The sequence below is a fragment of the Chryseobacterium sp. Leaf180 genome, assembly GCF_001424585.1.
In the GTDB taxonomy this organism is placed as follows: domain Bacteria; phylum Bacteroidota; class Bacteroidia; order Flavobacteriales; family Weeksellaceae; genus Chryseobacterium.
Genome location: NZ_LMPJ01000011.1, coordinates 114,653 through 135,512 on the forward strand (window position 1 = coordinate 114,653; position 20,860 = coordinate 135,512).

Below are 20,860 nucleotides of genomic sequence, written 5' to 3' on the forward strand. Positions count from 1 at the left end.
GTTTCCTGTTGAAAAATTTTATCAATTTTCTGTTTATTTGCTGTGGGATCACTTTGATTTCTGCACAGAAAGACAGTATTTACATTCAGGCAAAACTTAGCGAAGACAAAAAAACGCTTTCGGTAACGCAGCAGATTGTTTATCACAACCGATCGCAAACTGATCTTGACAGTCTGAAACTTCTGAACTGGGTTGCGGCGTACAGCAAACGGAGAACGGCGCTTGTCGAACGCAAACTTGAAGACCGGAACAACAGTCTTTATTTTGCGAAACCAGAAGAGACCGGCAAAATTCTGATTTTACAGTCAGATTCTGACCGTTTTTCTATTACTCAGGAAGATTTATCTAAAGAAAATATTTTCATAAAACTTCAGCAGCCTTTAAAATCTGGTGAAGTTTTACGGTTTAGTTTAAAATATACTTTGCAGCTTCCCGACAGGAAATTTACCGGTTACGGAACGGGTGAATCGCTGGTTAATCTTAAATATTTCTTCATAGTTCCTGATCATTTTGATCCTGAAAACCGAATTCCGAGAAGCTATAAAGACACGGAAGAATCAGTCAATTTCAATACGTTCTGGAATATTAAATTGGATATTCCGGCAACTTTTTTTGCGCACAGCAACCTTCAGAAAATTTCAGAGAAAGAATTTACCGGTTCATCGGATGTCGATCCCGAATTTGTAATTGCTCCCAACACCTTCCCTTCTATTGAAATTCTTGATCCTGAAATTGCCACGCAAATAAAATTTGGATATAAACTCACGCCGCAGGAAATTCAGAATCTTGAGTTTTTTCTTCCGCTTCAGCTTAAATTTTTAAAAGACAGAATCGGGAAAATTCCGCCGAGTATTTTTATCTCTGAGAAGTTTCGCGCGAAAGAAGATTTTTTTGGGAACAACGATATCAGCTTCTGGAAATTCCGTTTTAAATTATTTACAGATGCTGAAAAAACCGATCAGGATTATTTCGGAATTGTGGCAAAAAAGATTCTTGACAACATCATCATCGCTGATAAAGAAGAATATCACTGGTTTAAAAACGGTCTGAAATCGTATCTCGAAATTCAGTATTTAACCAAATTTTACAGCAACGCCAAACTCCTCGGAAATTTAAACGAAACAAAAATTCTGGGCATAAAACCCGTAAAACTGTTTCATGTTTCTGATGTAAAACTGCTCGACCGCTACGGTTTGGCGTATCAGTACATCATGTCTCAAAACCTCGATCAGAAAATTGGTGAACCGTTTTCAGCATTGAGTAATTTTAATGATATGGCAATCAGCAGCTTCGAAACCGGAAGTCTTTTCGCATTTTCTGCTGATAAAATGGGTGAGGATAATTTTGAAGCGATTTTAAAAAATTATATTTCAGAAAACAGTCAGCAGGCGACAAATCCCAATGATTTTCTGCAAAAACTTGCAGCAAAAGATACTTCTGTAAAATATCTGAACGGTTATTTTAATCAGAAAAACCGAACGAATTTTAAGCTTAAAAAATTTAAACCAAAAAATGATTCTTTAGAAATAAGAATCGCAAAAAACACAGACGAAAATATTCCTGTGAAGCTGGAAACGCAGACCAGAAGCGGAGAAAAGAAATCTGTCTGGATCGAAACCGAAGAAAATCAGCGTGTGACAACGGTGGATCTTCCGGCTGAAAATATTTACAAAATCGTCATCAATAATGATTTTATTTTTCCTGAAGCGAATTTCCGTGACAATTATCTGTACACGAAAGGTCTGTTTTCAAACTCGAAAAAAATCAAGTTTAAATTCATCAAAGACGTTCCGAATCCTGAGTTTAATGAGATTTATCTGAATCCGCGCGTGAGATTTACCAACACGTACGACAAGTTTCTGATTGGGATGAATTTCAAAAACCAGTCGCTTTTTGACCAGAAATTCCTCTACTCTATCACGCCGTCTTACAGTACCGGGACCGGAAAATTAACCGGATCTGGCGCCGTTGCGTATACATTTTTGCCGGCTGAAAGCATTATTCAGAGTCTGACGTTTGGTGTTTCCGGATCCTATTTCCACTACGATTTTGATCTTTCATACCGGAAAGCGTCTTTGTACAGCAGCATTGGTTTCAGAAAGGATCCGCGAAGTACGGTGAGCCGCGGCGCGAGCATTTCTTACAATTATTTTGAACGTGAACTCAGCCCTGAAATGGTTGCCAAACGCGATTACGGAAAATATAATCTCTGGACAATCGGTTACGGATATACCGACAACAAAATGATTCATGAGAAAAGCTTCAGCATCAGTACGCAGGGAATGGAAGATTATAATAAAATCACGTCTGAGGCCTTCTACCGCTGGGAATTTGCGCCAAGACAAAAGCTGAGTTTAAGACTTTTTGCAGGCTATTTTATCAGAAATGAGACACGGAACAACACTTTCGATTACGGAATTTCGCGTGTTTCCGATTACTCTTTTTCGTATAATCTATTAGGACAGAGTGCGACGGGCGGTATTCTTTCTCAGCAGTTTGTTTTAGCTGACGGCGGTTTCAAATCATTTATTCCGGGAAGTGTAAATAAATGGATTACGTCTTTCAATGTCGACAGCAGCGTCTGGAAAATTTTCCATGTGTATGCAGATGCGGGAGTATATCAGAATAAAAATACAGATGTGAAGTTCATCTGGGACAGCGGCGTGAAAGTACGTTTGATTCCTGATTTTCTTGAGATTTTTCTTCCGGTGCAGTCGTCTTTAGGCTTCGAACCTGGTTTTAAAGATTACGGAAAAAGAATCCGTTATACTCTGATTCTTAATCTGGGAACGATCATTAACGCTGCCAGACGAGGCTGGTACTAACAAATAAAAGCTGCCCGAAGACAGCTTTTATTTTTTGAAAGCATTCAATATTAATCTTTCATTATTTTCTGAGAAACTAAAGTATTGTTTACGGTTGCATTCACGATATAATTTCCTTTTGGAAGATCTGAAACATTGATATTCTGATTTTCTTTTACCGAGAAGGTCTTCACAATCTGTCCGTTCATATTAAAGATTTTCACTTTGTCAGCTGTTTGCCCAAACAAAATTTCTCCGTTTTTCACCAAAGTATTTTTCACGAAAATGCTTTTGGTTTTTTGAGCATCATTTACAGCAAGCACTGCATTGCCGGTTTTGATTTCAATATTATCGATAAATGCGCGAAGAGATGAAGCTGGCGTTTCGAAAGTCACCGTTGAACCCGCTGTTCCGCCTGTAAAAGTCACCGTTTTAGTTTCAGGCATTCCTGCCATTACCGCGCTGTAAGAAACCGTTTGATCTGCTTTTCCGGTTACTTTTACCAAAATTGTTCCTGCGTTACTCCAGCCTTTTACGTCGAAAGTGATGGTTACATTTCCACCGTTTGATGATAGGTCTAAAGTTTTGGATGTCATTGATCCGATTACAGAACCAGTTCCCAATTTTGCCATTCCTCCTGCACTGTACACCTTAGTTCCCTGCGGAAAATTTGCTGTTGGCGTAATAGAAGCACCTGTTGTATAAATATCGGTCACATCCGGCGCACCTACTCCTGAATTGGATGTGTTTCCTCCGGCTGTAAACGTCGAAAAATTTTCAGACAACACCACTGTTTGTTGCGCCTGAAAGGCTGCAGTAAAAGACACAAAACTTAAGACAGTAAAAAATTTCTTCATGATAATTTTAATATTGATAATTACAGGCCCAAAATTACCCGCATTTTTTAAGATTACACAATAATAAAGTTAATTTATTGTTAATAATACTAATCTCAAAAGCGTACTCATTTTTTAGCTACTTTTACCAATTATTTTCAACAACCATTGAGGAATTTCCGGCTTATTTTCTTGTTCCTTTTCATGAGCTTCTTTCTCGGTAAGGCTCAGATTTTCTCGTGGAAGAACCCGAATATCCCGAACGACAGCATTAGGAAAGACAGCATTTTAGCTTTAAAACTGGAACGAGATCTTTTTGCTAAAGACACAATGGATTTCATAAAAACCAGCAATAGAATCATTATTGATGAAGCAGTTTTGGCAAGAAATGACAAGAAGAGATTTCTGGGAGAACTTAATTCCAAAGGTTCTATTATCCGTGGAATTACTTTTGGAAATAATCAGGGACAGTCGGTTCAAAGCTCGATGGATCTGCAGATTTCCGGCCGGCTTTCAAACGATGTAACGTTGCTGGCGAGTATTTCAGATCACAATCTACCGATACAGGCCGACGGTTATACGCAGACTTTGGAAGAGTTTGACAAGATTTACATTCAGCTTAATATTAAAGATAAATCGATTCTGCGCGCCGGCCATCTCGATCTGGTCGATGACAAAAATTATTTTGCCAAATATCAGCGGCGAAGTATGGGAATTCAGTTTCAGACGCAGTTTGGGCAGGAGAATAAAACATTTGCAGATATTTCTATGGGCGTGGCGCGAAGCGAATTTCACAGAATCCGTTTTCAGGGTGTGGAAGGAAATCAAGGTCCGTATCGTCTTACCGGGAAAAACGGCGAACAGTTTATTACCCTTATTTCAGGTTCTGAGCAGGTTTTTATCGACGGAATTTTAATGAAACGTGGCGAAAACCAAGATTATATTATTAACTACAATACCGGCGAAGTGACTTTCACGAGTTTCCGGCCGATTTTTCAGCAGAATTTTATCACGATTTCTTTTAATTACACCAACAGAAATTATTCTCGGTATCTGTTTACAGGAAAGCTTCAGCACCAACGGGAAAAATTCAGAATAGCCTTAAACTGGTTTCTTGAAAATGACAATAAAAATGCTCCGCTTGCCTTAAATCTTTCCAAAGAAGATGAGCAGATTCTGGCTAATGCCGGAAACGACACAAACTTAATGTACGCGCCGTCCGCCGTCATTTCTGAGTATGATGTTAACAAAATTCTGTATCGTCTTGTACAGGATCCTAACGGAAATTATTACGAGCTTTCGAATGATGTTAATGTCACACTTTATCAGGTTTCGTTTACCTATTTTGGAGCCAACCTGGGCGACTACCGCTTAAAGCAAACCACAAATAACGGCCGCGTTTTCGAATATGTCGGTCAGAATGCCGGCGATTACCGCGCTGTACGAAAACTCCCGTCACCACAAAAAGCGCAGGTTTATACGGTAAATTCTGAATATCTTTTGAAAGACGGAAAAATCGGTGCCGATGTCTCGCTCAGCAATTACGATATCAATCTGTTTTCGTCAAAAGATGCCGCGCAGAATCTCGGTTATGCCGCAAGAATTTTTGGTAATAAAACTTTTGAAAAAAACAATTGGCGAGGAACACCAAGCTTTGAATATCAGTATATTGACCGCCAGTTTCATATTCTTGACCGTATTAATGATGTTGAATTTTCGAGGGATTTCAATCTTGCGCAGGAATTTAGCGGGAGAACTCAAAACCGTATAATATTCAGTTTTCTGAACCGATGGAAAAATAAATCTGCACTTAATTACCGTTTAAATTATTTGGAAGAGCAGGATTCTTACAAAGGAATAAAAAACGATCTCGATTTTGGCTGGATTGCAGGAAGATATTTCACGAAAGGAAGTCTGTCTTACCTCAGCACCAATTCGACGCTTCAAAACACCAAGTTCATCCGAGGCGGAGTTTCAAGCGAGTTTACCGGAAATAAGGGCAGCTGGGCCGTCGGCGGAAGTATGGAGCACAACGAGAAAAAATTCAACGAGACGCAACAGCTTGATGTGACGAGTTTCAGCTGGCGCGAAATTTTTGTTCAGAAAAAAATCGGCGACAGTACGCGCACGAAACTTTTAGCCAAAATGTATCTTCGCGACAACGATTCCGTGCGTGACAACCGTTTGCAAAATATGAACCGAATTTTAGGTTTTATGGCAGAAAGTCAGATCATTAAAACAGAAAAAACGACGTTGAATGCTTTACTTCATTACCGGAAATTTTATTATGCTGACGCAACGGTAGATCAAAGCCAAAACAGAGATTTTGTCGTTGGAAATTTACTCTACAATCAGCAGCTTTTCAAAAACGGGATGCGTCTGCAGGCGTTTTATGAGCTTGGAAACGGCCAGGAAGCACAGCGTGAATTTCAATATGTGAAAGTGACCGATGGCCAAGGCGTTTACAAATGGACAGATTATAACGGCGACGGCGTGCAGCAACTTGATGAATTTGAGATTGCAGAATACAGCGATTTGGCGAAATACATCCGGATTTACACAAATTCTGTGCGCTATATTCCTTCCAATAAAAACAAACTTCAGCTGGCACTTTTTGTGAATCCTTCGGTGATTTTAAATTCTGAAAATGAGTTTCTGAAACGCTGGAATTTTAATATCTCGTTGAATTCTCAGAATTCTTTTTACAAACGCGAAAGAGTTCTGGTTTTAAATCCTTTTGAAAAAGGCAGTGACCAAATCCTGAAAAACCAGAATATTCTTGCTGCAGTGCAGTTTAATCCGACTGAAAAAAGCGGCTGGAATGGCAATTACCGTTTTATCGCGAATGATAATTTGGTGAATGCCAATTTCAGTAATGAGATTCGTGAGCAGACGTCGCATTTTTTGAATCTTGGATATTGGTTTAATAAAGAATTTCGTGTCGACTGGGAAAATTCGGTGCATGATCTTCAGAATTCTTCGCAGCTTTTCTCAACGCGCGATTACCGTTTAAATAATTTTGAAACAAAACCAAAAGCAACGTACCGTTTCACAGACGCTATTCAGGCTGAATTTTCTTCTGCTTACCGTGAAAAGCAAAGACTCGATGGTGAAGAACTTCTGAAGGCTTTCGACATCACGGGAACTTTGCAGTGGGAACGCAAGAAAACTTCCATACGCGCCAATTTTTCTTTTATTAATAATGATTTTACCGGAAACAGTTTCAGCATCGTCGGAAACCAGATGCTCGACGGTTTGAAACCGGGAAAAAATCAGGTTTGGAGTGTTTTCATTCAGCAGGCTTTGAATTCCTTTCTTCAGCTCAATTTAAATTACGAAGGGAGAAATTCTGGCGACCGCACCATTCACATCGGAAGTATGCAGGTGAAAGCGAGTTTTTAATGCTTATTAATTTAATTCTTAATAATCGCAAGATTAATTTAAAGCTATTTTTGTAAAATCTACTTTGATATTTTTTCATTTTTCAGCGTTTAGCGATCCTGTAATTTATTATTAACTTTGCACCATGGTAAAAATTGGCAATATCGAACTGCCCGAGTTTCCGCTGCTGCTGGCACCGATGGAAGATGTGAGCGACCCACCGTACAGAAGGCTTTGCAAAATGCATGGCGCAGATATGATGTATTCTGAATTTATTTCGTCTGAAGGCTTGATTCGCGATGCGATGAAAAGCAGAAAAAAACTGGATATTTTCGATTACGAAAGACCCGTCGGAATTCAGATTTTTGGTGGTGACGAAGAGGCAATGGCGATGTCTGCAAGAATTGTGGAAACTGTAAATCCTGATTTGGTTGATATTAATTTTGGCTGTCCTGTAAAAAAAGTGGTCTGCAAAGGCGCTGGTGCAGGAGTTTTAAAGGATATTGATCTTATGGTACGTCTGACGAAAGCTGTTGTAAGTTCTACAAGCCTTCCAGTAACCGTAAAAACCCGTTTAGGTTGGGACAGTCATTCGATAAACATCGACGAAGTGGCAGAACGCCTGCAGGAAACTGGTATTAAAGCATTGACTATTCATGCAAGAACGCGCGCACAAATGTATAAAGGCGAAGCTGACTGGGAACATATTTCAAGAATCAAGCAAAACCCAAATATTGAGATTCCTATTTTTGGAAATGGTGATATTGATTCTCCTGAAAAAGCTTTACAATACAAAAACAAATACGCATGCGACGGTATTATGATTGGCCGTGCAGCGATAGGTTACCCATGGATTTTTAATGAAATCAAACATTTCTTTGCCACCGGAGAACATTTGGATTCGCCTACCATTTCAGACCGTCTCTTAGCAGTTCGTCAGCATGCAGAATGGAGCGCAGAATGGAAAGGTGAAAAATTGGGACTGATCGAAATGCGCCAGCATTACAGCAATTATTTTCGTGGAGTGCCGCATTTTAAAGATTTCAGACGGAAGTTTCTCGAAGTTTATTCGTTGGCTGAGATGGATGAAGTGATAAAAGAAACTCAGATTTTCTATGAGGAATATCAGACACCGGTTTAAATCATGATAAACTGGATATCTGCTTTTACACAGTTTTTAAAACACAACCCATCAGAATCTGATGGGTTTATTTATTCTGCTTTATGTAGAAAAGAAACTATTTTTTAATATCCGTTTTCACTTCTTGGTATGTTTTTTCTATAGCTTTCGCTCCCTTTTGAGCGGTTTTTTCTGTCCATTTCACTCCGTTTTTCACTCCCTTTTCAGTTGCTTTTGCTCCTTTTTTAGCGGTTTCACCTGTCCATTCCGCTCCTTTCTGCACACCTTTTTTTGTTGCAACCGCTCCTTTTTTAGCCACATTTCCTACGACTTTAGCATCCTGCTTCACCGCTTCTTTTACCGTTTGCTTCTCCTGAGCACCGACTGATATTGTGATCAGTACAACAGCAAACATTGTAATTATTTTTTTCATTGTCTTTAAAATTTAAACTAAATTACTTTTTATTTTATTTAAAATTCTTTTTCTAGCAATTCTTGTGATGTATCAGATTGTTCAAAAATTAATCATTGGTCTAATAAAGTAATCGAGAAATATAAATGGCAAACCCACCAAAGTTTGATGGGTTTTGTCATTTTAATATGTCGCAGAAGAATCTTTATCAGAGATTAAAGATAAGGCGGAGGAAGTTCCTATTCTCTTTACACCGAGATCAATCATTTTTTCGGCATCATCGGGAGTTCGTACTCCGCCTGCGGCTTTTACAGGTATCTTACCGGCGTTATCGAGCATTATTTTGATGCCTTCAAAAGTGGCTCCGTTTGGCTTTCCATTTTCTGTTTCATAAAAGCCGGTAGAGGATTTCACAAAAATATTTTCTTCCTTTCCTGCGAAAAACTGCGTTGCCCAACCGGAAATTTTAGAAGTAAGTTCGGCAATTTGAGTATTGTTCAAAGCTGCGATTTCGATAATCCACTTTGCAATTTTTTTATTTTGAAGGCAAAGTTCTGTGCATTGCTGAAACTCGTTTTCTATGTAGGAAATATTTCCTTTAAGATATTCATGATAGTTAATCACAAAATCAAGCTCGTCGGCACCAGCTTCAATGGCATTCTTTGCTTCGGCGAGTTTTTCCTCAACCGATCCATAACCTTCGTGAAAACCAATCACCGTTCCGATGACTACTTTTCTCCCTTTTTCATTTAAATATTTTTTAACATCTGAAACAAACTCAGGGCGAATCATCACGGCAAAGATCTTGTGCAAAACCGCTTCATCAATAAGATTCTTCACTTTTTGCCAGGTTTCTTCCTGCGAAAGCCCGGATTGAGCCGATGTTTTTAAATAAGTTGAATCTAAATACGCTGCAATATCCTTCATACTTACACTTTTAGCTGACGCAGGATTTTTTGGTCTAACGAAATAAATGTTTCCGTTTTTTCAATCGCTTTAATGTGCTGAATTTTCGTCAAAACATCCAGCAAATGCTCATTGTCCCGGCAGATCACTTTTATAAAAAGCGAATGATTTCCTGTAGTGTAATGGGCTTCAACTACTTCATTTACATCCTGCAAAAGCTCAATAACTTCATTATAATAGCTCGGCTGAACCAGAGAGACACTTACAAAAGCAACTACTTTGTAACCAATTTTTCGGGGATTTAAAATGGAAATAGTACTTTCAATAACTTCAGCATTCTCAAGTTTTTTGATTCGCTGATGAACGGCAGTCGTGGAAATGCCCACTTTTGTGGCGATATGCGCTAAAGACGTCTTAGAGTTATCGACCAGCATGTAAATAATCTCACGGTCGATCGCGTCTAGGTGATAGGCAGAATCTTGTAAATTTTTACCAGGCATAGTTTTTTAGTTTTATGGTTTATTAATAGTTCAGCGGTCTTTCGGAAGATTGTCAAGTAAGACAAAAACCGGAAAATGGTCGCTAAATCCTCCTAAGTATCGGGTTCCGGCGTAGGTGCGGAACGGGCGGCCAGAATAGGCTCCGGCAGTAATAGTCATCTGGTGAGGCTTGAAAATTCCTGCATCATGAAACTGCAGGCCCTCACGGTTATGGAAAAAGTTCTGTGATAAAATAATTTGATCAAATAGTAAACCATTTTTGTGATGATAGGCAGAAAATTGACTATCTGCATACATTTCAGCAAATGGATTTGTCATTAAATTTTGCTTATTTTCATTTGACAGAAAACTGCGAAGCTTCTCGTCATCAGGGTTTTCATTAAAATCACCACAGACCAAAACTTTCGCATTTTCGTTTTTAATCAAATCAGAAATCCTGTTTTTAATTTCATTTAAAATAAAAGCACGCTTCGGAAGATTGATATCTTTTTCTCTTTTTGAAGGTAAATGGAGAACGAAAACATGAATAATTTCTTCGTTTACAGAGAGTTTACAATACAAAACGTCGCGCGTCGTATCAAAAGGTTCTTTGGATTCATAATCTTTCTCAAAGAAAAAAGTAATGGGTTCAGAGTGTAGAAGTTCGACTTTCCGCTTGTCGTAAAGGAGCGCGACATCAATTTTTCTTTCGTCGAGAGAATCAAAATGGGCAATTCCAAATTCAGAATCAAACGGTGGAAGTTTGATTAAATCTTCCAGCGTCTGTCTTCCCGAAATCTCAGAAAGTCCGATGAATAAAGGCAGAATATTACTCTCTTCTTTCATCAGCCGGAATGCTCCGGAAATTTTATGAAGTTTGTTTTGATACCGACGCTCATCCCAGTTGTGAAGCCCGGAAACAGTTGGATCAAATTTATGAACCGGTTTCTTATCAGGGACAAAAAAATTTTCTACGTTGTAAAATACAGCCAACTCCATTATAATCTTTATAATTCCATCTTTAAGTTATGAAAGATCATCAAAAAACTCACCAATCAGCAGATTTTTCACAGCAGATCAGGACGCTTTTCTTCAGTAATTCTCACGGCTTCATCGTGTCGCCAGTCTTCAATTTTTTTAAAATTTCCACTCAGTAAAATCTTCGGAACTTCCAGACCTTTATAAATTTCAGGCCTCGTGTAAATTGGCGGTGACAGCAAGTCATCCTGAAAACTGTCGGTAAGTGCACTCTGCTCGTCATTCAAAACTCCGGGAAGCAGACGGATGACTGAGTCTGCCAATACACAAGCTGCAAGCTCGCCGCCAGTCAGAACAAAATCACCGATCGAAATTTCTTTGGTGATATGCAGATCGCGAACGCGCTGATCGATTCCTTTATAATGTCCGCAAAGAAAAAGAAGATTTTTTTTGATAGACAGTGTGTTGGCGATCTTCTGGTTCAAAGTTTCACCATCGGGTGTCAGATAGATAATTTCGTCGTAATCGCGCTGAGATTTTAATTCAGAAATGCATTTGTCAATAGGTTCAATCATCATTACCATTCCGGCACCGCCGCCATAAGGCTCGTCATCGATCTGCCTTTGCTTATTTACCGACCAGTTTCTCAGCTGATGAAAATGCACTTCTACGAGACCTTTGTCAGCAGCACGCTTCAGGATAGACGCCTGAAAAGGACTTTCCATGAGTTCCGGAAGCACACTTATTATATCAATTCTCATTGTTCCGTATTGTTTTTTACATTCGGCGAAATAATCAGTCGCAGTGACGAATCTTTATTGAAATAGCTCCACATCCAGTTGAAGAAGATGGCAAGCTTGTTTCGCACGCTCAAAATAAGCATTAAATGTAAAAACATCCAAAAATACCAGGCAAAAAGTCCCTGAAATTTTATAAAAGGAAGATCCACGACCGCTCTGTGCTTCCCGATTGTCGCCATAGAACCCTGATCCTTATACTCATACTCTTCCCACGGCTCGCTTTTTTTTCTCAAAAAATTTTTGCCTAAATTTTTTGCCTGATGAATGGCCACATTTGCCACCTGAGGATGACCTTGCGGATACTTGGGCGTTTCCATGTAGGCAATATCACCGATCGCAAAAATATTATCGTAACCTTTGATTTTATTATGGCGGTCGACGATGTATCGGTTTCGTACGAGTTTTTCAGAAGGAAAACCTTCAATTACATTTCCGGTAACACCGGCTGCCCAGATTACATTATTGGAAGGAATCGTTTTTCCGCTTTTCAGATGAACTTTATCGCCGTCATATTCTGTAACTACTTCGCCGCTCATAAATCGTACACCGAGATCTTTCAGGTATTGTTCAGATTTATCCTGAGACTCGTGGCTCATTACTGCCAAAGGCTTTTCAGTCGAACTTACCAGAATAATCTCCAGCTGACTGAAATTCATATACGGATAATCTCGTGGCAGAATTTCTTTTTTCATTTCAGAAAATGCGCCTGCCAACTCAACGCCTGTCGGTCCGCTTCCGACAATTACAATATTCCAGTTGCCGTCGTCGCTGCGTCTTTTCTCTAAGATCAATTTTTCAAAAGTGAGCAAAACATGATTTCTGATACTGATGGCTTCCTGTGTGTTTTTCATTCCGAAAGCCTGTTTTTCGAGATCTTTATTGCCGAAAAAGTTGGTTTTGCAACCTGTTGCGATAATCAGTTTATCATATGTAAATTCGGCATCATCAGCGATGACTTTGTTTTGTTCGGGAATGATTTTCTGAACTTCTGTAAGCCTGAACTGCGTGTTTCTGGAGGCCTGAAATATTTTTCTGAACGGAAAAGATATGTTGGAAGGCTCAATTCGTCCGCAGGCAACCTGATAAAAAAGCGGCTGAAACATATGGTGATTCACCTTATCGAGCACAAGCACTTTTTTGTTTTTGTTGTTTAATGATTTTGCAAGCTGCAGACCGGCAAAACCTCCGCCGATGATGATGATCTTTTCACGAGTTTCCATGAGGTAAATTTAGTGTTAAAATATAGCATCTGAAAGCTTAAAAACTTAGTTTTGTAAACCGAATGAGCCAGAAAAGATACACCAAAAAAACTGCCACAAAAATCCGTAAAAACCGGCAGAAAAATTATTTCAACCGCAGAAAAATCATTCTGCTGTTACTTTTGGTTTCACTTCTCGGCACCGGCCTTTATCTACGTCAGAATATCAGCTATTATTACGCAATGTATTTTGACCGTTTTACGCACAAAAAACTGCAAAACAGCGAAACGGAAACACAGCGCATCCAGAAAATCATCAGCAACAATCTGGATAAAACCTACGGTTTTGATATTTCGCATTATCAGAATAAAAAAGATATTCAGTGGGACAGTTTGAGTATTGGCAACCGTACCATTCCGCTTCAGTTTGTGATTATGCGCGCTACAATGGGAAACCGAAGCGCCGACCGTCACTTCTCAGATTTCTGGGAACTCGCAAAAAAGCATAATCTCGTTCGCGGCGCTTATCATTTTTACCGTGCAGATGAAGATCCCATTATTCAGGCAAATAATTTTCTGGCGAATGTAAAGCTTGAAAGCGGCGATCTGCCGCCGGTTTTAGATATTGAAAAAATTCCCAGAAAAAAATCGACGGCGAAGCTAGTAGAAGACCTGAAAGTATGGTGCAAAATCGTGGAAGAAACCTACGGGAAGAAGCCGATTATCTACACTTATTATCATTATTACAAAGATTTTTTGCAGGGTGAATTCGACGATTATCCTCTTTGGCTGGCAAATTACAATGATGTTCCCGCGCCTTCGCCGGATACTGACTGGGATCTCTGGCAGTTTTCGGAGAAAGGAATCGTATACGGAATCAATACAAAAGTTGATCTGAATGTGTATAACGGAAGTTTTTGGTCTCTGAAAAACATGACGATTGACTGATTTCTATTTGAAAGGCTTCCGCTGAATCCATTCCGGTTGCGGATTGATCGCCGTGAAAATCTTTTTCATAAACGGATTTATCATCTGATTCTGATGTTTGATCAAACCAAAAATTTCTGAAGGTTCGGCGCCAACCGTCGATTTTATTTCTAAAGCTGTGCGCCCGAAAATTATTCTCGTAAAACGGTGATCAATCGAAAATTCTGTCATATCAAGCAGCATATTCATATACAGCTGCTTTTCCTTCTGAATGCTTTTTTCATAGCCAAGAAAATACGTGTCGACATCTTCGCCGTTAAGAATCACCGTGCAGAAACCAATGAGTTTTTCGTCTAAAAAATATCCAAAGACGACAAATTTATCTTGTAGCGATTTTTTAAGCTCGATAAAATGATTTTCATTCAAAAAGAAAGTATTGAACGGTGCATTTTCAGCGACGTTTTGATACAGAAGATTCATTCCGTTTTTATAACTTTCCAGCTGTTCTAAGTTCAGTTCTGATTTTTGAATTTCTACACTTTTCTTACGCGCCGTTTTTGCACGAAGCCGGTACTTTTTTGAAAAGTCATTCACATAATCATCAAAATTTTTCCAGCCAGGTTTTAAATTTAAAATCATATTCGGCTGCACAGAAAACCTGAAATAAGATTTAAAATCATCAGTATCAAACTTTTTCACAAAATCGCGGCTGTAATCTTTAAAGATAATTAAAGACGTTTTCGCATGATTTTTCTGAAGAAAAGTGGCGGCAGACTGTAATAATTTTAAAATATCTTCTGCTGAAATCTTATCAGAATCAAAATAAAACCCATTTTGTCCGGTGAGCATATTATTGCCGACGATCATAATACTCCGGCTGAATTTCTTTGCGCCCCAGTTTCGCAGATTGCAGGTCGTTTCATTTTTCTGAAAAGTTTTATGTTCCGAAAAATTTAAAAACTGAAAAAGTGCGCCACCGACAAGTTCATCATTAAACAAAAATCCGGCGTAAACGCAGTTCATATTTTCGGGTGCAGAATGATCCAAAGCTTGAAAATATGCCTGCGAAAGCATCACGTTGTTTTTGCCAACGATGTGGTCCCAGTTTTTGGGAAGCGCAGAAGCCGTTTTAAAAATGGTAAAGGTGTACGACATAAAAGATGAAACTCTCGCAGTTTTAAATAAAAACTCCGGAAACCGCGAGCCAAAGCTACGTTTAATAACGCATAACCCAGATTAATACCTTTAAAGCTTTTATAATTTCGTACTTTTGCGCCACAAAATTTGAATATCAATGAATTACGTTGCGGCAGAGAATCTTACTAAATCTTACGGAGTAAAAACGCTTTTTAAAAACATTAATTTTAATGTAAACGAAGGCGACAAAATAGCGATCGTGGCCAAAAACGGCAGCGGAAAATCGACGCTTCTGAAGATTTTGATGGGAAAAGAAATTGCTGACAGCGGAAATGTAATCATTAATAAAGATATTTCGGTGGTTTTGTTTGATCAGGAAATCGATTTTGAATCTGATCTTACGATTGAAGAATTTATGATGACGCTTGATTCTGCGCCAATTCGTGCTCTGAAAAATTATCATAAATCGCTGCTCTCAGATGATGCCGATTTTATGGAAATGGCTTTGGCCGAAATGGAAATCCATAAAGCCTGGGATCTTGAAAATGAGATGACGCAGATTCTTTCTCAACTGAAAATCACTGATCTTACCGCGAAAATGGGAAATCTTTCCGGCGGACAGATCAAACGTGTGGCTTTGGCAAAACTTCTTACCGAAACACGCGCCGAACATCGCCATACTTTATTGATTATGGATGAGCCGACCAACCACCTTGATGTGGATATGGTGGAATGGCTTGAAAATTATTTAAACAAAGCGAAAATCACGCTTCTTCTCGTGACGCACGACCGTTATTTTCTGGATGCAGTTTGCGGAATTATCTGGGAAATGGAAGATCAGAATCTTTATACGCACCAAGGCGCTTACGCAACGTATCTTGAGAATAAAATGATCCGTGAAGACAACATGAATTCGACGATCGATAAGGCGCAAAACCTTTACAGGAAAGAACTTGAGTGGATGCGCAGACAGCCAAAAGCGCGTACAACAAAGTCAAAATCGCGGCAGGATGACTTCTACGAAACCGAAAAAGTTGCCAAAACTGATACCCGTAAAGATTCTCTTGAGCTTGATTTTGAGATGAAACGTCTCGGCAATAAAATTCTGGAACTTAAAAATATTTCTAAAAGTTACGGTAACAAAGTTTTACTGAAAGACTTCAGTTACCAGTTTCAGAGAGGCGAAAAAGTAGGAATTGTAGGAAAAAACGGTGCGGGAAAATCGACACTTTTAAATATCATCCAGGATTTTGAGCCGAGAGATTCGGGCGAAATAGAAACCGGTGAAACCATTAAATTCGGTTATTTTGCGCAGAAAGGGCTTCAGTATAAAGAAGACGAACGCGTGATTGATTTTATTAAAGAAATTTCTGAAAACTTTCCGCTGGCAAATGGCAGAACGATTTCTGCATCGCAGTTTTTAAGACTTTTCTTATTTGATGATCAGACACAATATTCGCCGATTGCGAAACTTAGCGGTGGCGAAAAACGAAGGCTGCATCTGATGCATGTTCTGTATCAAAACCCCAATTTCCTGATTTTTGATGAGCCTACAAACGATCTTGATCTTCCCACCTTAACGGTTTTGGAGAATTTCTTACTGAATTTTCAGGGAAGTTTAATCATCGTTTCTCACGACCGTTATTTTATGGATCGTGTTGTGGATCACGTTCTTGCGTTTGAAGGAGAAGGGAAAATCAGGAATTTTACCGGAAATTTTTCAGAATACAGAGAGCATAAAAAATCTGAAGACGGAAATCTTAAACAGGAAGATAAAAAAGCAAAAAATACAGTAGAGAAAGCAGTTGAAAAACCTGTGGAAAAGCCTGTTGCAAAACCGGAAACTCCAAAGAAAAAACTCTCTTTTAAAGAACAGCGCGAATTGGAAACGATTGAAAAAGAAATTCCCAAACTTGAAGAAACACGCACGAAAATTCTTGAACAACTCAATAACGAAAGCGATTACGATAAAATCTCAAAACTGTCGGCAGAATTGGAAAGTCTTTCTGAAAAGCTTGAAAACCACGAGATGCGTTGGCTGGAACTTCAGGATTAGAAATAGAATTTAATTTAAATTAAAAAAAGCTGTTCCAATGACGGAACAGCTTTATTTATCTAAATCATCTCTTTTTTATCATCGCAAAAATACTGTAAAACAGGAAAGCGATTCCTAAAAGCAGAAATCCGTAGCGAAGATACATATTGTCATCGACAAGTGAAACGCCGATGATTACGAATAAAACGCCTAGAACGGTGAAGCTGGATGATCTTTTTTTCATGGGTTTGCATTAAATTATTTAATCGAAATCACATTCTGCTGCTGTGAACTATCCCGTGCAGCATCGATGATTTTCATATTTTCGACCACTTCATTTGCTGGCGACGGCAACGTGTCACCAAATACAATATGCTCGTAAATCTGCTGGTAATAATTCATGTAATTTCCCGGCAGACTTTCAGTTTTTAATTCTTCTTCCTGATTTTCTGCATTCGAATAATGCAGCAAACCGTCGGCATTTTTCAATGGTTTTACCCAATCTTTTCCGTATTCCGGGATGCTTCCTGCGCCCAATTCGTTTTCCTGATCGTCACTTCTTTCCTGCAAAAAGCTTCCGCGGTCGCCATGAATTTTATAAGCAAAAAATTCTTTTTTAGTGAAAACTGAAGATTTTAAACGCACACGGAGCTGATTCGGATAAAAAAGCAAAACTTCAAAATAATCATTTGCAAAGGCATCACCTTTCATCGAAAAAACATCAGCAAAAACTTTTTGCGGAACACCAAAAAGCTGCACCGCCTGATCGATCAGGTGCGAACCGAGATCGTGAAGTGCACCGGAACCGTCTTCCTGCGGATTTTCTTTATGATCTTTCCCGCTCGGCTCGGTACGGAATCTGTCAAAACGGATTTCTGCTTCTTTAATATTTCCTAAAACTTTTTCACTGAGAATCTTTTTCACCTGAAGATAATCGCGGTCGAATCTTCGGTTTTGATAAACGCTTACAAAAAGATTTTTTTCCTCAGCAAGCTTCACGATTTCTTCGGCTTCCTGCGCATTTACGGTAAAAGGCTTTTCAACCACCACGTTTTTTCCGGCTAGCAGAGCTTTTTTTACATATTCAAAATGAGTTTGCACCGGCGTATTGACGATGATAAGATCGATATCGTCAGCGGCCATCATTTCATCCACTGAACGGTAAATTGTGGCATCCGGATACAGTTTTTGAGATTCATTCTTTGTCCTCTCGACGATTGCCGCGAGAAAAAATCCGGGATGCTGACTGAGAAATGGCGCATGAAAAATTTTTCCGCTCATGCCAAACGCACAAAGTCCTGCTTTTACCAGTTGCATAGAATTTATTTTAAAACAAAGATATTTTATTTAAATCGAAGAAAAAATCGAAGTGACAGTATTTGATCAATAAAAATTAAATGACAAAAATCAGGATTATTGTTTTTAATCATTCTAAATCATATTAAAGTTTTATTTACTTTTGCGGTCTATTTAAAACTAATCTAAATAAAAATAACCATGAGAAGACAGGTTGCCAGCTTAGGATTTTTGGTCGTAACCATTTCTGCAACGGCGCAGATGCGTAATAATGCGGTAAACGATACGGTGAGAATTCAGGAGATTGAGGACGTTTATCTTCATAAAACCGGAAATCCCAATCAGGCGCGTACAACGACTGCAAAATCGAATCTTACGGTAATGGAAAATCCGCAGCCGATCTCCATTGTTACGCACGAAATTATCGAACAGCAACAGGCAAAACAACTGGCAGAAGTAATTCAAAACGTGAACGGAATGTACGTAACCTCATCGCGTGGAAACTCTCAGGACAGTTTTGGTGGCCGTGGTTTTATTCTCGGAAATGACAATTTATTTAAAAACGGTGCGCGCGTAAACAGCGGCGTCTTTCCGGAAGTTACAGGGCTTGAGCGCGTGGAAGTTTTGAAAGGTGCGAATGCGATGCTTTACGGAAACACAGCTGCGGGCGCTGTTGTCAACATGATTACAAAAAAACCGCGATTTAATTTTGGCGGAAATATTGGTTTCAACGCTGGAAGCTGGAATTCTTACAAACCTTTCGTTGATTTTTACGGTCCGCTGAGTGATAAAATTGCCTTCCGTGTGAATGGAACGTACGAGTATGCTGAGAGTTTCAGAGACATTGTGAATTCGCAGAAGTATTATTTTAATCCTTCTTTCCTGTTTAATTTAGGTAGAAACTCGCAGCTGATTGTTGAGGCAGATTACCTTAAAAACGATTTTACACCAGATTTTGGTCTTGGTGCTATCGAAAACCGCGACAAAAGTTATACACTGGAAACCGGTATCAAGAAAAATATTTTTCTTGGAACTGATTGGCAGTATCAGAATGTTCAGCAGGCGACCACAAACGTGACTTTTAATCATCAGATCAGTAAAAACTGGACGCTGAATACTGTAGCTTCTTATCAAAACTATACGAGAGATTATTATTCTACGGAACGTACAAACTGGGCATATCTTACTCAGCAAGGCGTTGACAAAAACCGGCTTGCGTGGGTAAGACCTTTAAATAAAAGCTACAATGAGCAAAATTACGGATCATTTCAGGCAAACATCAACGGAGAATTCAACACCGGAAAAATCAATCATAAAGTTTTAATTGGAGCTGATGCAGATTACGGTCAGTCGGATGCGTACACTTTTAACAATCCCAAAACCCTTGGCATTTTATATCTGGATGATCCTTCAACGTGGGTGACAAATACGCCGATGCCTGCTGCCGATGTAAAACTTACGAAAACCCGCACAGCAACGCGCCGTGTAGGAGTTTATACACAGGATTTTATAAGCCTCACGAAAGAGTTTAAAGTTTTGGCAGGATTGAGATGGTCATATATTGAAAACAGACCGACACTGAATACAACTTTCGCCACGGCGCAGACGGCTTACAGTAAAGTGACTGCAAATAATTCCAGCACTTCAGATCAGGCGCTTTCACCAAAAGTGGGTTTGGTATATATGCCTAATGCGAATTTATCGGTTTTCGCGACGTACACCAATTCGTTTGCAGCAAATACCGGCGTTGACGCGCGCGATTTATCCAGTGCGCTAAAGCCTTCCATCATTGATCAGTTTGAAATTGGAGCCAAGAAAAACATCTGGAACAATGCCGTTGCATTTAATGTTTCACTTTATCAGATTGTCAATAATAACTTTTATCAGACTGCGCTTGATGCTAAAGGAAATCCTTCCACAGATCCCAGAAATCCGAAAGATTTTGCCGGAAAACTCAGAAGCCGCGGTGTAGAAGTCGATGTAACGGGCAATCCGACGAGAAATATTTCTTTGATTGCCGGTTTCTCATATAATAATTCAGTGTATCTCGATACGCCTGCAGATTTTGGCTATGTTGAAAAACAGCGGCTGGTAAGAACTCCCGCAACGACCGCTAACTTCTCGGCTTTTTACATCTTTGATAAATTTGCGAAAGGTTTGCGGCTTGGTGCCATGGCTTATTTCATCGGCGACCGACTTGCAGGTTGGAACGATACCAAAACCGGGAGCAACAGTCTTGCCCAGAGAAATGGCGTCAGCAGAAGTTTTGCTTTGAAAGATTACACAACCATAGCGCTTTCTGCGGGATATGAATGGAAGAAGTTTTTAGTTCAGGCCAAAGTAGGAAACCTTTTGAATGTTGAAAATTTTACAGTTCACGAAAATTATTCTGTGAATCCTATAGTACCACGCAATTTTTATTTTACGGTTACCTACCGTCTTTAATTTTTCTTGATAATTGATTACTTAAAAAAGCTGATTTCGATCAGCTTTTTGTTTTTGGCATTGTTGCACAAATATTCCGGCAACCTGCATCAGGTGGTATCTGCAT

Annotated in this window: 16 protein-coding genes; 6 read left to right on the forward strand and 10 right to left on the reverse strand. The window is 39.2% G+C overall.

What is annotated here, in order from left to right; all coding sequences use genetic code 11:
- Positions 1-8: 8 nt before the first annotated feature.
- Complete coding sequence (locus ASG01_RS13510; RefSeq protein ID WP_238584556.1) at positions 9-2,825, forward strand: aminopeptidase; 2,817 nt, start codon at positions 9-11, stop codon at positions 2,823-2,825.
- A gap of 50 nt (positions 2,826-2,875) precedes the next feature.
- Here ASG01_RS13510 and ASG01_RS13515 read toward each other — a convergent pair whose 3' ends face one another.
- Positions 2,876-3,661 carry a T9SS type A sorting domain-containing protein gene (locus tag ASG01_RS13515; protein ID WP_055864649.1) on the reverse strand — a complete coding sequence of 262 codons (786 nt, stop codon included), beginning with the start codon at positions 3,659-3,661 and terminating at the stop codon, positions 2,876-2,878.
- Positions 3,662-3,844: 183 nt separating this feature from the next.
- Between ASG01_RS13515 and ASG01_RS13520 the strand changes: the two genes are divergently transcribed.
- Together ASG01_RS13520 and dusB are read left to right on the forward strand one after the other, a co-directional pair.
- Positions 3,845-7,042 carry a hypothetical protein gene (locus tag ASG01_RS13520; protein ID WP_055864652.1) on the forward strand — a complete coding sequence of 1,066 codons (3,198 nt, stop codon included), beginning with the start codon at positions 3,845-3,847 and terminating at the stop codon, positions 7,040-7,042.
- Positions 7,043-7,166: 124 nt separating this feature from the next.
- Complete coding sequence (gene dusB, locus ASG01_RS13525) at positions 7,167-8,162, forward strand: tRNA dihydrouridine synthase DusB (RefSeq protein WP_055864656.1); 996 nt, start codon at positions 7,167-7,169, stop codon at positions 8,160-8,162.
- Between the two features lie 97 nt (positions 8,163-8,259).
- On the opposite strand, the gene ASG01_RS13530 is transcribed toward dusB, so the two are convergent.
- From ASG01_RS13530 to ASG01_RS13555, 6 genes are all read right to left on the reverse strand, one after another.
- Positions 8,260-8,574, reverse strand: coding sequence for a hypothetical protein (locus tag ASG01_RS13530; RefSeq protein WP_055864659.1), 315 nt, complete (start codon positions 8,572-8,574; stop codon positions 8,260-8,262).
- Between the two features lie 162 nt (positions 8,575-8,736).
- The gene (gene deoC / locus ASG01_RS13535; RefSeq protein WP_055864663.1) at positions 8,737-9,480 is read right to left on the reverse strand and encodes a deoxyribose-phosphate aldolase; all 744 of its coding nucleotides are present in this window, start codon (positions 9,478-9,480) and stop codon (positions 8,737-8,739) included.
- A gap of 2 nt (positions 9,481-9,482) precedes the next feature.
- Complete coding sequence (locus tag ASG01_RS13540) at positions 9,483-9,959, reverse strand: Lrp/AsnC family transcriptional regulator (RefSeq protein WP_055864666.1); 477 nt, start codon at positions 9,957-9,959, stop codon at positions 9,483-9,485.
- Between the two features lie 30 nt (positions 9,960-9,989).
- Positions 9,990-10,937, reverse strand: a complete 948-nt coding sequence (locus tag ASG01_RS13545) for an endonuclease (RefSeq protein ID WP_055864670.1) — start codon at positions 10,935-10,937, stop codon at positions 9,990-9,992.
- A gap of 68 nt (positions 10,938-11,005) precedes the next feature.
- Positions 11,006-11,677 carry a tRNA (guanosine(37)-N1)-methyltransferase TrmD gene (gene trmD / locus ASG01_RS13550; protein WP_055864673.1) on the reverse strand — a complete coding sequence of 224 codons (672 nt, stop codon included), beginning with the start codon at positions 11,675-11,677 and terminating at the stop codon, positions 11,006-11,008.
- Positions 11,674-12,936 carry an NAD(P)/FAD-dependent oxidoreductase gene (locus ASG01_RS13555; RefSeq protein ID WP_055864676.1) on the reverse strand — a complete coding sequence of 421 codons (1,263 nt, stop codon included), beginning with the start codon at positions 12,934-12,936 and terminating at the stop codon, positions 11,674-11,676. The genes trmD and ASG01_RS13555 overlap by 4 nt, the downstream gene beginning before the upstream one ends.
- A gap of 62 nt (positions 12,937-12,998) precedes the next feature.
- Between ASG01_RS13555 and ASG01_RS13560 the strand changes: the two genes are divergently transcribed.
- On the forward strand, positions 12,999-13,862 hold the full coding sequence (locus ASG01_RS13560; protein WP_082498380.1) for a glycoside hydrolase family 25 protein: 864 nt from the start codon (positions 12,999-13,001) through the stop codon (positions 13,860-13,862).
- Positions 13,863-13,865: 3 nt separating this feature from the next.
- Here the strand turns inward: ASG01_RS13560 and ASG01_RS13565 are convergent, their stop codons facing one another.
- Positions 13,866-14,996 carry a peptidogalycan biosysnthesis protein gene (locus ASG01_RS13565; protein WP_055864678.1) on the reverse strand — a complete coding sequence of 377 codons (1,131 nt, stop codon included), beginning with the start codon at positions 14,994-14,996 and terminating at the stop codon, positions 13,866-13,868.
- Between the two features lie 139 nt (positions 14,997-15,135).
- Between ASG01_RS13565 and ASG01_RS13570 the strand changes: the two genes are divergently transcribed.
- Positions 15,136-17,034 carry an ABC-F family ATP-binding cassette domain-containing protein gene (locus tag ASG01_RS13570; RefSeq protein ID WP_055864680.1) on the forward strand — a complete coding sequence of 633 codons (1,899 nt, stop codon included), beginning with the start codon at positions 15,136-15,138 and terminating at the stop codon, positions 17,032-17,034.
- A gap of 64 nt (positions 17,035-17,098) precedes the next feature.
- Here ASG01_RS13570 and ASG01_RS16025 read toward each other — a convergent pair whose 3' ends face one another.
- Positions 17,099-17,257 carry a hypothetical protein gene (locus ASG01_RS16025; RefSeq protein WP_157844201.1) on the reverse strand — a complete coding sequence of 53 codons (159 nt, stop codon included), beginning with the start codon at positions 17,255-17,257 and terminating at the stop codon, positions 17,099-17,101.
- Between the two features lie 14 nt (positions 17,258-17,271).
- Entirely contained in the window at positions 17,272-18,330 is a 1,059-nt protein-coding gene (locus tag ASG01_RS13575; protein WP_055864682.1) for a Gfo/Idh/MocA family oxidoreductase, read from the reverse strand.
- Between the two features lie 180 nt (positions 18,331-18,510).
- Here ASG01_RS13575 and ASG01_RS13580 point away from each other — a divergent pair, with 180 nt between their 5' ends.
- Positions 18,511-20,754 carry a TonB-dependent siderophore receptor gene (locus tag ASG01_RS13580; protein ID WP_055864686.1) on the forward strand — a complete coding sequence of 748 codons (2,244 nt, stop codon included), beginning with the start codon at positions 18,511-18,513 and terminating at the stop codon, positions 20,752-20,754.
- The last annotated feature ends 106 nt before the right edge of the window (positions 20,755-20,860 follow it).

What these genes read in the sequence shown, in the direction of transcription:
- ASG01_RS13515 (WP_055864649.1), bottom strand. Translation starts at nt 3,661, where the DNA reads ATGAAGAAATTTTTTACTGTCTTAAGTTTTGTGTCTTTTACTGCAGCC.
- ASG01_RS13520 (WP_055864652.1), top strand. Translation starts at nt 3,845, where the DNA reads ATGAGCTTCTTTCTCGGTAAGGCTCAGATTTTCTCGTGGAAGAACCCG.
- dusB (WP_055864656.1), top strand. Translation starts at nt 7,167, where the DNA reads ATGGTAAAAATTGGCAATATCGAACTGCCCGAGTTTCCGCTGCTGCTG.
- ASG01_RS13530 (WP_055864659.1), bottom strand. Translation starts at nt 8,574, where the DNA reads ATGAAAAAAATAATTACAATGTTTGCTGTTGTACTGATCACAATATCA.
- deoC (WP_055864663.1), bottom strand. Translation starts at nt 9,480, where the DNA reads ATGAAGGATATTGCAGCGTATTTAGATTCAACTTATTTAAAAACATCG.
- ASG01_RS13540 (WP_055864666.1), bottom strand. Translation starts at nt 9,959, where the DNA reads ATGCCTGGTAAAAATTTACAAGATTCTGCCTATCACCTAGACGCGATC.
- ASG01_RS13545 (WP_055864670.1), bottom strand. Translation starts at nt 10,937, where the DNA reads ATGGAGTTGGCTGTATTTTACAACGTAGAAAATTTTTTTGTCCCTGAT.
- trmD (WP_055864673.1), bottom strand. Translation starts at nt 11,677, where the DNA reads ATGAGAATTGATATAATAAGTGTGCTTCCGGAACTCATGGAAAGTCCT.
- ASG01_RS13555 (WP_055864676.1), bottom strand. Translation starts at nt 12,936, where the DNA reads ATGGAAACTCGTGAAAAGATCATCATCATCGGCGGAGGTTTTGCCGGT.
- ASG01_RS13560 (WP_082498380.1), top strand. Translation starts at nt 12,999, where the DNA reads ATGAGCCAGAAAAGATACACCAAAAAAACTGCCACAAAAATCCGTAAA.
- ASG01_RS13565 (WP_055864678.1), bottom strand. Translation starts at nt 14,996, where the DNA reads ATGTCGTACACCTTTACCATTTTTAAAACGGCTTCTGCGCTTCCCAAA.
- ASG01_RS13570 (WP_055864680.1), top strand. Translation starts at nt 15,136, where the DNA reads ATGAATTACGTTGCGGCAGAGAATCTTACTAAATCTTACGGAGTAAAA.
- ASG01_RS16025 (WP_157844201.1), bottom strand. Translation starts at nt 17,257, where the DNA reads ATGAAAAAAAGATCATCCAGCTTCACCGTTCTAGGCGTTTTATTCGTA.
- ASG01_RS13575 (WP_055864682.1), bottom strand. Translation starts at nt 18,330, where the DNA reads ATGCAACTGGTAAAAGCAGGACTTTGTGCGTTTGGCATGAGCGGAAAA.
- ASG01_RS13580 (WP_055864686.1), top strand. Translation starts at nt 18,511, where the DNA reads ATGAGAAGACAGGTTGCCAGCTTAGGATTTTTGGTCGTAACCATTTCT.